Source organism: Cyanobium sp. BA20m-p-22 (genome assembly GCF_024346275.1).
In the GTDB taxonomy this organism is placed as follows: domain Bacteria; phylum Cyanobacteriota; class Cyanobacteriia; order PCC-6307; family Cyanobiaceae; genus Cyanobium_A.
On sequence record NZ_JAGQCQ010000168.1, the window covers coordinates 1 to 7,985 of the forward strand.

Annotated in this window: 18 protein-coding genes and 1 pseudogene; 6 read left to right on the top strand and 13 right to left on the bottom strand. The window is 62.0% G+C overall.

The features are described 5' to 3' along the window. The first annotated feature begins 1,037 nt into the window (after positions 1-1,037). Both KBZ15_RS13920 and KBZ15_RS18730 read left to right on the top strand, forming a co-directional pair. Positions 1,038-1,184, top strand: a complete 147-nt coding sequence (locus KBZ15_RS13920) for a hypothetical protein (protein WP_255015818.1) — start codon at positions 1,038-1,040, stop codon at positions 1,182-1,184. Positions 1,185-1,519: 335 nt separating this feature from the next. Next, positions 1,520-1,642, top strand: a complete 123-nt coding sequence (locus tag KBZ15_RS18730) for a hypothetical protein (RefSeq protein WP_396123492.1) — start codon at positions 1,520-1,522, stop codon at positions 1,640-1,642. A gap of 108 nt (positions 1,643-1,750) precedes the next feature. On the opposite strand, the gene KBZ15_RS13930 is transcribed toward KBZ15_RS18730, so the two are convergent. Next, entirely contained in the window at positions 1,751-2,032 is a 282-nt protein-coding gene (locus tag KBZ15_RS13930) for a galactose oxidase (RefSeq protein WP_255015819.1), read from the bottom strand. Positions 2,033-2,126: 94 nt separating this feature from the next. Here KBZ15_RS13930 and KBZ15_RS13935 point away from each other — a divergent pair, with 94 nt between their 5' ends. Further along, positions 2,127-2,327: a hypothetical protein gene (locus tag KBZ15_RS13935; protein ID WP_255015820.1), complete on the top strand. Its 201-nt coding sequence runs from the start codon at positions 2,127-2,129 to the stop codon at positions 2,325-2,327. Positions 2,328-2,367: 40 nt separating this feature from the next. On the opposite strand, the gene KBZ15_RS13940 is transcribed toward KBZ15_RS13935, so the two are convergent. The 9 genes from KBZ15_RS13940 to KBZ15_RS13980 form a co-directional block, all read right to left on the bottom strand. Continuing rightward, the gene (locus KBZ15_RS13940) at positions 2,368-2,715 is read right to left on the bottom strand and encodes a DUF5615 family PIN-like protein (protein ID WP_255015821.1); all 348 of its coding nucleotides are present in this window, start codon (positions 2,713-2,715) and stop codon (positions 2,368-2,370) included. Between the two features lie 45 nt (positions 2,716-2,760). Continuing rightward, entirely contained in the window at positions 2,761-2,988 is a 228-nt protein-coding gene (locus KBZ15_RS13945) for a DUF433 domain-containing protein (protein WP_255015822.1), read from the bottom strand. A gap of 201 nt (positions 2,989-3,189) precedes the next feature. After that, positions 3,190-3,444 carry a type II toxin-antitoxin system BrnA family antitoxin gene (gene brnA / locus KBZ15_RS13950; protein ID WP_254961982.1) on the bottom strand — a complete coding sequence of 85 codons (255 nt, stop codon included), beginning with the start codon at positions 3,442-3,444 and terminating at the stop codon, positions 3,190-3,192. After that, positions 3,431-3,694, bottom strand: coding sequence for a BrnT family toxin (locus tag KBZ15_RS13955; RefSeq protein ID WP_255015823.1), 264 nt, complete (start codon positions 3,692-3,694; stop codon positions 3,431-3,433). The genes brnA and KBZ15_RS13955 overlap by 14 nt, the downstream gene beginning before the upstream one ends. A 127-nt stretch (positions 3,695-3,821) precedes the next feature. Next, entirely contained in the window at positions 3,822-4,031 is a 210-nt protein-coding gene (locus KBZ15_RS13960; RefSeq protein WP_255015824.1) for a hypothetical protein, read from the bottom strand. Between the two features lie 117 nt (positions 4,032-4,148). Beyond that, a complete protein-coding gene (locus KBZ15_RS13965; RefSeq protein WP_255015825.1) occupies positions 4,149-4,571 on the bottom strand; it encodes an NUDIX hydrolase in 423 nt (140 codons plus the stop codon). Positions 4,572-4,580: 9 nt separating this feature from the next. Continuing rightward, positions 4,581-4,922, bottom strand: coding sequence for a hypothetical protein (locus KBZ15_RS13970; protein ID WP_255015827.1), 342 nt, complete (start codon positions 4,920-4,922; stop codon positions 4,581-4,583). Then, positions 4,880-5,161: a DUF1651 domain-containing protein gene (locus KBZ15_RS13975; protein ID WP_255015828.1), complete on the bottom strand. Its 282-nt coding sequence runs from the start codon at positions 5,159-5,161 to the stop codon at positions 4,880-4,882. The genes KBZ15_RS13970 and KBZ15_RS13975 overlap by 43 nt, the downstream gene beginning before the upstream one ends. Positions 5,162-5,168: 7 nt before the next feature. Further along, positions 5,169-5,453: a galactose oxidase gene (locus KBZ15_RS13980; protein WP_255015829.1), complete on the bottom strand. Its 285-nt coding sequence runs from the start codon at positions 5,451-5,453 to the stop codon at positions 5,169-5,171. Positions 5,454-5,553: 100 nt separating this feature from the next. Here KBZ15_RS13980 and KBZ15_RS13985 point away from each other — a divergent pair, with 100 nt between their 5' ends. From KBZ15_RS13985 to KBZ15_RS13995, 3 genes are read left to right on the top strand one after another with little or no spacing between them, the layout of a single operon-like run. After that, positions 5,554-5,748, top strand: a complete 195-nt coding sequence (locus tag KBZ15_RS13985; protein WP_255015830.1) for a hypothetical protein — start codon at positions 5,554-5,556, stop codon at positions 5,746-5,748. Between the two features lie 42 nt (positions 5,749-5,790). Next, positions 5,791-5,988 (top strand): type II toxin-antitoxin system HicB family antitoxin, encoded by a 198-nt coding sequence (locus KBZ15_RS13990; RefSeq protein WP_254931688.1) that lies wholly within the window; start codon positions 5,791-5,793, stop codon positions 5,986-5,988. Then, positions 5,989-6,201 carry a type II toxin-antitoxin system HicA family toxin gene (locus KBZ15_RS13995; RefSeq protein WP_255015831.1) on the top strand — a complete coding sequence of 71 codons (213 nt, stop codon included), beginning with the start codon at positions 5,989-5,991 and terminating at the stop codon, positions 6,199-6,201. A 76-nt stretch (positions 6,202-6,277) separates the two neighbouring features. Here the strand turns inward: KBZ15_RS13995 and KBZ15_RS14000 are convergent, their stop codons facing one another. The 3 genes and pseudogenes from KBZ15_RS14000 to KBZ15_RS14010 form a co-directional block, all read right to left on the bottom strand. Beyond that, positions 6,278-7,033, bottom strand: coding sequence for an RAD52 family DNA repair protein (locus tag KBZ15_RS14000; RefSeq protein ID WP_255015832.1), 756 nt, complete (start codon positions 7,031-7,033; stop codon positions 6,278-6,280). A 91-nt stretch (positions 7,034-7,124) separates the two neighbouring features. Further along, positions 7,125-7,751, bottom strand: coding sequence for a siphovirus Gp157 family protein (locus KBZ15_RS14005; RefSeq protein WP_255015833.1), 627 nt, complete (start codon positions 7,749-7,751; stop codon positions 7,125-7,127). A gap of 52 nt (positions 7,752-7,803) precedes the next feature. Further along, positions 7,804-7,985: pseudogene (locus KBZ15_RS14010) on the bottom strand (hypothetical protein); the annotation flags it as partial.

Consider the following 7,985-nt stretch of genomic DNA (forward strand, 5'->3'; position numbering starts at 1 on the left):
AGGGTCAGCAGACAGCCACTGGCGAAAAGGGCTTTCAACATCATTGCTAAAAAGTAGCTGGAGCGGTGCGGTGCAAATGGCCTGGCAAACCAATAAAATACTTAAACCAGGGAAGGAGACTCATGTTCCTGCCTCAACTGTGCATGGTTTGCCAACTTGATGAACTGGCTAAGCAGCTGTGTTATGGAAGTTGTGGAGCGGGTTTGCATTCAGGGGCCCAGGGGCGCCCATAACAGCTGGACGGTATTACACGTGTTCCACGTTTTTTGGTGCTTGGAGGGGTGCTAGTAGTTGCACTAGTGCTTGGACTGGTGGCTTGACTAGCACTTGGACCGGGAGGCTCGGCCGAGATAAGCCAGGGGGTCTTTCCGTTTGGATAACGATTATCTGACGTCACAGCACCGGTGTAACCACAGGTGTAATGGCTAGGCCCAGCGAGAGCGGACTGAGCAACTAGACTGAAACCCAGTACGAAGCTACTGGAGAAAAGGATTTTCGGTATCATCATTAGCAGGCAGCTGGATGTTCTTTAGGCCTGCGAAAATTTTTTTACAGGATCCTCGATTCTCCTGATGTTCACGGTGAGCTAAATCCGCGAAATTTAACATTTCCATTCTGAGTGGGCCGTTGGGAAGCTGCTGAGTTAGATAACAGCCCAGCTCGGGAAGCAGGCCACTGGGGGCCTGCAGCCCACAACCCAGCAGTGGCGACCGCCCCCGGCATTAGCTCAGGACTGAGCACCATCACACCCATGGACCTCCCGCCGATCTCGACCAGCGCGTCACGCTGGACACCGCCGACTTACCGTGGACGGCTTCCCCGATCGCCGGTGTGGAGCGGCGGATGCTGGATCGCCGCGGCAGTGAGGTGGCCTGCGCCACTTCGATCGTATGTTGAGGTCCTGGGAGCCGCTTGAGTGTTACATCCATGGCGGTGGCAAGGAGATCCTCGTTCTCGAGGGCACCTTCCCGGACGAGTTGGGTGGTGGCCGATGAGGATTAGGTAGGCGCCGCCTATGTAGTTGACACCAGGCAAGCTTGACCAAGGTGGCGGTGCCGGAAACACCGGGAAAGGCCACCACCAGCACTGACACCGCCGATGTGGCTGTGCAGCGGGCCTGGGCCACGGCCAGGCCCTGCTCTAATAACTGGCGATTACGGATCGGCCCCGCACCCCGGCCATAGAGGTGTCATTCGGCTGGCAAGGAGAGCGCATACCAACCGAGCTGATCAGCGGCCCGACTGATGGCCTGATCCGCGCCACGGGCACCGTCCTGGCCCGTTCTTGGTGACGACCAGTACCGGTGCTCCAGGCCAGTTAATCCGCCAAAGCTGCTCATCGCCCGCCAACACGATCAAATCGCCGGTGGCAGGTTGCTTGAGATCTGGGGGCATCGCTTCAGCGTAGAAACCCACAGGCGATTCGTTGCCAGGGCCGCAGCCCGCGCCGGCGCGAGCGGAACAAGGACAACCCCAGGTGGATTGCTCGATGAATCGTCTGCCTGGTGGCTCTGTTTTCGATGTCGCCTGACATGGCCCAGAGCTTGATCGCCTCCTCCCGCCTGATCTCCTTGCGGCACTTGAGCAGGGGCGCCTGTCCGGCGATCAGTACGCCTGTGGTGAGCTCCAGGGCCTGTGAGTAGCGGCTGTAGCGAACCTGGTTGAAGTGGAGCGCCTGACGGCCATCGCTGATCCAGCCCTCCTGCGGAGACAGCGGTGGACGCTTGCGATCACCGACGTGTACGGCCTGCTCAGGCCACTTCCGGCGCCCAGCCTTGGCTCCGCGTCATGTCATCAGTCCAACCCTGGCAACGGCTGGTGAGGTGCTCGCCATGGGCGATCAAGCCCTGGTGCAGCTGGCAGGTGAGCACAGGGATGCAGCTCACCCCGGCGTGATGCCTGAACCAATGGCAGGTCATGCAGACCTTGCGGCTGCGGGCCTTGAGCAGCACCTCATCGAGGTAGGGCCACTCCTCGATCGGGAGATCGAGCCGGGCATCCAGTGACGCGGGCCGGGGGAGAGGGGCACCCATGAATCATGGCTAATGCGTTCGCCTGTACTAGCACAATTGAAGAGGCTTGGGTGACGCGGTTCTCGGTGCTGGATACCGTTCGGACAGAGGAGAGGTGCCGTTGGTCCGCGAACTTGTTCTGGCTGTAGGCATCCCCTTGGTCCTGTTGTTGCTGGCGGTGCTGGCGATGGAGCAGTGGCGTGATCAGCTGCCTGCCTGGCTGCAACGGTTGGCCGAGCGACCCTCCTGGCTTTGGAACACCGGCATCGGGCTGATCATCTGCCTGTCGCTGCTGCGCTGGCTGCTGCAGCGCTGAGGCTCAGGCTGGTCAACAGGAATGGGTTGCGCGCAATCTCTCAGTTCTGCCTGATCAGCGGCAGGATCCGTACGCGCGCACGGCGTTCATCTGCCACCACCAAGGCTCCTTGCTCAATCTCGTCGGCGTAGGCCAGAAGCACTGAGAGCACCAGAGTGCCGATCGCTTCCGGCAGCACATTGAGGCAGCGGACCTGCAGCACGCTGGGACCCTCTGCGCCGCTGAAGGCCAGCATCGTCCCGAAGTCCAGATCGTGCGTGAACACGGTGTAGTCGTATGTAATAGCCCATTGCATCAGGACCGTATCTGGAGCCCTCGGGTCACCCACCTCTGACCAATGCACCACCGTATGGCCGGCGGCCTGGAGGAGCGGGATCCATTCGGTCAAGAGGCTGTTGCGTTGAAACAGCCATATCGACCAGCAACCTGGCCATCAGCTCAGGACCAGTGCCTCTTCCCTTTCTTCCAGGCGCCAGGCGGCGTAGGCCAGAGCCTCATCGATGTCGGCTGGTTCAAGCAGCGGGTAGGCCTGCAGGATGCGCTCACGGCTGCTGCCGCTGGCAACCAACCCCACGATGGTGCCCACCGTGATGCGCAGCCCACGGATACAGGGCTTGCCGCCCATTACGGCGGGATCGTGGCTGATGCGCGGGAAGGCCATGGGTCAATCGTAGGCAGACGCGGCCGTTTCGCCGCCTCAGTCGACGGGCGCTGCAGTCCGACTGGGAGGGTGCTGATTTGCATAGTGCATCTATCGGTGCTGATTTGGAGAGCGCAGCTATCGGTGCAACACCAGAAACGTCTCGATCCAGTCATGGTGGCGCCGCTGGCAGATCCGATCTGCCATAGGTGATGAGGCCCTTCAGTGGACGGTGGCTGTGCCCAGGTTTGATTCAGTGCGGTGCTCCAGTCGCTCAGCGAGCCAGACTTTGATGATCGACTGTCGTGTCACGCCAAGGCGAGTGGCCTCACGATCGAGCTGCTCGACCATCCAGAGGGGGAAATCAACATTGACGCGCTTCTGCTGCAGGCGAGGCCGCGTAGCGGCGTCGAGATCGAGTGCGCCGAGCACGGCGTCACCAGCATCGAAGCGACGATCGAATTCAGAACTGTTCATAGAGCTGTACCTCTTCTGGACGTGAGCGACGGACAGAAATGAGACGGATGGCCTGGCTGCGATGGGTGATCACGGCTGACCAGTGCTTGCCATGGATCTGAGCAATGACAAGAAACCGCGGCTCGTCCGTTGTGCGGGCAGGGATCTCCAGCAGGTCGGGATCGTTCCAAAGAGCCTGGGCATCCACGAAGTCAATACCGTGCTTCCCCTGGTTGGTCTTGCTCTTGAGCGGGTCGAACTCAAAGTCCATAGAGTTCAAAATCTATACCTTTTTGAGTCGTAAGGCGTGTGTCGCTTCTGCTGGTTCTGATTCAGGCTGCCACCTGCTGGTGGTGCTGGGCCGAGCGCACCTATCGGTGCTGATTTGCATAGCGCACCTATCGGTGCGACACCAGAAACGTCTCGATCCAGTCATGGTGGCGCCGCTGGCAGATCCGATAGGCGATCGATGCGGCCTCCTCCGGCACCTGGAACCGCTTGCGGAATGCCTTGGTAAACCCCTCCAGAGCAGGGCGGGGCAGGCACCGAACGGTGGCAAGGATCTGCTGGATTGTGCCTGGATCAAGCTGGCTAGCCGCCTGCCGCACCCAGTTCCTTTCCTTCTGATTCTGAGCTTTTACAAAAGCTGCGCCAGACCCTCTCGGGAAGGCAACAGGGCTGAGCAAGCAAATGCCCGGGGCTATGGCTCTGGGCATTTTTGTATCTCAAGTCTGCTCGGTGAGCACGTGTTGCATCACCTCCAGCAATCCATCGGCCAGAGGGCGATGGCTGCCCAGACGCCTGCTCCAGATAGAACCTGCCAGCAGGTCCTCTGGGCTTACTAGGGCCATGTCCTGTCCCTCCAGTAGCTGCAACCGCTCCAGCGGAACCGACAGCTCAGAGAGGAACACATGGGCCGTGCGGCGGTGGATGTGATGCAACATCACCAGCTCCACCACCGTGGGCTGCCAGCTGATTTCCTCCAGCAGCTCCCGCCGCAGCGCCTGCTCCGGCGTTTCGCCCGGATCAAGGTGCCCGCCAAACAGTCCCCAGCAGCCAGGCGCGACGGTCGTGGGGATCTCGTCGCGCAGCTGCATCAGCCAGCGGCCATCCCGATGCAGCATCGCCAGGGCGACTTCAAGGGCCATGGCGCGTCCTCAGTCCGCAGCAGTGCGGCGCCGCTGCTTGGCGTAGATCGCTGCACCGCCGGCCGCTAACACCAGGCCACCGCTGATGGCCAGGAACACCAGCGTCTGCAGAAGCAACAGAAAGATTCCGATGGCCGACCCGGCCACGATCTGTACCCTCGCCTTGATCAGCAGGGTGAGCAGCAGCAGGACTGTGGCCTTGAGGCTCAGCACCTTGGCCGTGCTGAACGGCAAGAAGGGGTTCAGGAGCACAGCTTGATCACAGGTGTCCCCATGCTGGCGGGCGGAACCGGCAGCGGTGGCGCCATTTATGCCCGCAGCGGCTTCTGCGGGATCCACTGCGGCGGACACGCCCGCCAACCCTCCTGCCGCTTCTGGCCCCAGAGCTTGATCGCCTCCTCTCGCATCAGCTCCCTGCGGTGTTTGAGCAGCGGTGGTTCACCGCTGGGCATCACCTCTCCAAAAGTCACCTCCAGCACCTGACTCCAGCGGTCGTAGCGGCAGGGCTGGAAATGGAGCACTTGGCGGCCATCGCTAAGCCAGCCCTCTTGTGGAGACAGCGGTGGGCGGTTGCGATCGCCGATGCGCATGGCCTACTCAGGCCACTTCCGGCGCCCAGCCTCTCTGGCGCACCATGTCATCTGTCCATCCCTGGCAGCTGCTGGTGAGGTGCTCGCCGTGGGCGATCAGCCCCTGGTGCAGTTGGCAGGTGAGCAGCGGGATGCAGTTCACCCCGGCGTGGTGCCTAAACCAGTGGCAGGTCATGCAGACCTTGCGGCTGCGGGTCTTGAGCAGCACCGCCTCATCAAGGTAGGGCCACTCCTCGATCGAGGTTTCGAGCCGGGCATTCAGTGCTGCGGGTCGGGGGAGAGGGGCACCCATGAAACGCTCCAGCTGCATACGCCTGTACTAGCACAGATAAAGGAGCTTGGGTGGCGCGGTCGTCGGTGCTGGATACCGTTCGGTCAAAGGAGAGATGCCGATGCTCCGCGAGCTTGTTCTGGCCATCGGCATCCCCTTGGTCCTGGTGTTGCTGGCGGTGCTGGCGATGGAGCAGTGGCGTGATCAGCTGCCGGCCTGGCTGCAACGGTTGGCCGAGCGTCCGTCCTTGCTCTGGAACACCGGCATCGGGCTGATCATTGGTCTGTCGCTTCTGCGCTGGCTTCTGCAGCGCTGAGGCTGGATCTGGCTAGGTTCAAGGAATAGCGAGGAACCGGCGGTGTCGTACAGGATCCGTTTACTGGAGACAGAGGAGGGCTGGTCGGTGAGTTGCCTGGATCTGCCTGGCTGCCACTCCCAGGGCGAGACCAGGGAAGAAGCTCTTGCCAGCATCCGTGAGGCCATCGGTCTTTGGCTTGAAGTGGAGGCAGAAGAAGCCGGTATCAAGCAGGTGGAGACGCTTGAGCTGGCGATCTGAATGCCTCGCTTGCCCGGCATCAGCCAAAAGGATGCGGTTCGTGTGTTCCAGAAGTTGGGCTACCGCATTGTGCGGGAGTCCGGCCACTTGATCTTGAGCAATGGAGAACGACGGCTGGTGATCCCGCGTCATGACCCGATCAACGCCATCACCATGGGGGCCATTGCCCGTGATGCCGGCTTATCTCCCCAGCAGTTCCGCGAGCTGCTCTGAAGGTAGGCAGCCCTATCTCGACCAGGAGAGGACACCGGCATCAAGCAACCGCTTGGTGTGGTTCTGCAGGGCGCACCTATCGGTGCGACACAAGAAACGCCTCAATCCATTCGTGATGGCGGCGCTGGCTGATTCGATCAGCAATTGAGGGTGCATCTGGCGGCACCTGAAAACGCTTGCGGAATGCCTTGGTGAGACCTTCTAGTGCCGGGCGAGGTAGGGAGCGAATGGTGCTGTGTAGCTGGTCGATCGTGCCTGGATCAAGCGGATCAAGGCTTGGGTCTACCTCTGGCTGCGCAGGTGATTGGAGCTGGCGCCCAGGCGCCACTACTGCTGGCCTGCTGCTGGGGTTGGCGTTTGGCACCGGCGTAGGTGCTGCAGAGCTGGTGACCTCCCTCTGCTGCTTGTCGTAGAGCGCCAGACCAAACGGATTGCCAAAGGTCATCAGCGCCCGTTTCATCGCATCGGTCTCGGCTTCCTTGATCGCCGATTCATGGGCCTGGCCTAGGTCGGCGTCGATGCCGTGGCCGGCGCCGCTGCCTTCCCGGATCACCTCCCCGACGCGGATGCGAACGCGGGCGGTGTAGGTGACACCCCAGCCGGCTCGGTTGCTGCTGCCCAGGGTGCGCTCGCGTTCAGCGACGCACTGCACGGCGATGGTTTCGCGCTGCCAGGCGTCAAAGCCAAAGATGCGGTTGGCCTCGGCAATCGCTTGCCACCCCTCCAGGTAGGCCAGGGAGCGGCCGGCCTGGCTGCGGGTTTGGACTTTGGCGCGATCGAGTGGAGCTGAAAGGGCAGCGATCTGCTCGGTGGAGAAGACATCGGTTGTCATGGGAATACTGAGATGTGAGAGGTGATTTGGGTGGAAGGGGTATGGGCCCGCCCTTGCAGCAGACCCATATCGAGGGGGGCTCTGCCCCCCGTCAGTGGATGCGCCAGGAGCGGCGGTTGAGCAACTGGGCCCCAGCGATCTGGTGGCCGGACTTGAGGGCCTCCTTGATGGCGTTCTTGTCGGGCTTGCTGGTAGTGGAGAAGGTGAACCACTCGGCATCGAGGGCTTGCTCGTCGTCGATCACCACGGCGGAGGACTTGCGGCTTGTGAGCTCGTGATCCGAGAAGGAGAAGCGTGTAGCGGTTGGCTGCAGCTGGGTGAGGACAAAGATCAGCGATTCCTCCAGGGCATCGGCCCGGCCGGCATCACTCCGGGCCAGATCGGCGAGCCGCTTGGCTTGCTGCTGGCGGTAGGCGGCCTGACCGCGCAGGTGCTCGATCACCCAGCAGGTGGCATCAGCTTTGGCGGCGAGGGCAGCTTTATTGCCTTCCTCTGCCAGTAGGGCTGCCTCCAGCTCGGCGAGGGCCAGAGCGCGCTGCTTGGGATCATCCGTTTCCAGCTGCTCGGCCAGCTGAGAGATAGCGGTAGTGAGCTCCTGGGCCTCGCTGCCCAGCTGCCAAAGGGAACCAGATCGCTGCAGGGAGCAGGCAGGGCCTGCAGCGGTAGGAGCCGCTAGCGGTGTGACGGCAGCGGCGGGGATAGGAGTGAGAACAGCCATGGCACAAATGAGGAGAAAGGGGAACAGGGGAAGAGGGGGCAATGCCCAGGTATCAAGGGAGGGTGGGGGCGTGGCTGACCTGCGCCACAGAGAGCGGCACTGGCGCACGGGCTGCCAAACGGCGGGCCTCTCTCACCAGCGAGGCGGTGCCAGCGCCACCGGGGAACGCCACCACCAGCACCGAGACCGGTGCAGCAGCGGAGCTGAGGGCCTCGGCCCGGCTAATCGCCAGCT

Coding starts and splice junctions, on each gene's coding strand:
- KBZ15_RS18730 (WP_396123492.1), top strand. CDS start 1,520: ATGTCGCCTGACATGGCCCAGAGCTTGATCGCCTCCTCCCGCCTGATC.
- KBZ15_RS13930 (WP_255015819.1), bottom strand. CDS start 2,032: ATGGGTGCCCCTCTCCCCCGGCCCGCGTCACTGGATGCCCGGCTCGAT.
- KBZ15_RS13945 (WP_255015822.1), bottom strand. CDS start 2,988: ATGGCCTTCCCGCGCATCAGCCACGATCCCGCCGTAATGGGCGGCAAG.
- brnA (WP_254961982.1), bottom strand. CDS start 3,444: ATGAACAGTTCTGAATTCGATCGTCGCTTCGATGCTGGTGACGCCGTG.
- KBZ15_RS13955 (WP_255015823.1), bottom strand. CDS start 3,694: ATGGACTTTGAGTTCGACCCGCTCAAGAGCAAGACCAACCAGGGGAAG.
- KBZ15_RS13965 (WP_255015825.1), bottom strand. CDS start 4,571: ATGGCCCTTGAAGTCGCCCTGGCGATGCTGCATCGGGATGGCCGCTGG.
- KBZ15_RS13975 (WP_255015828.1), bottom strand. CDS start 5,161: ATGCGCATCGGCGATCGCAACCGCCCACCGCTGTCTCCACAAGAGGGC.
- KBZ15_RS13980 (WP_255015829.1), bottom strand. CDS start 5,453: ATGGGTGCCCCTCTCCCCCGACCCGCAGCACTGAATGCCCGGCTCGAA.
- KBZ15_RS13985 (WP_255015830.1), top strand. CDS start 5,554: ATGCTCCGCGAGCTTGTTCTGGCCATCGGCATCCCCTTGGTCCTGGTG.
- KBZ15_RS13995 (WP_255015831.1), top strand. CDS start 5,989: ATGCCTCGCTTGCCCGGCATCAGCCAAAAGGATGCGGTTCGTGTGTTC.
- KBZ15_RS14000 (WP_255015832.1), bottom strand. CDS start 7,033: ATGACAACCGATGTCTTCTCCACCGAGCAGATCGCTGCCCTTTCAGCT.
- KBZ15_RS14005 (WP_255015833.1), bottom strand. CDS start 7,751: ATGGCTGTTCTCACTCCTATCCCCGCCGCTGCCGTCACACCGCTAGCG.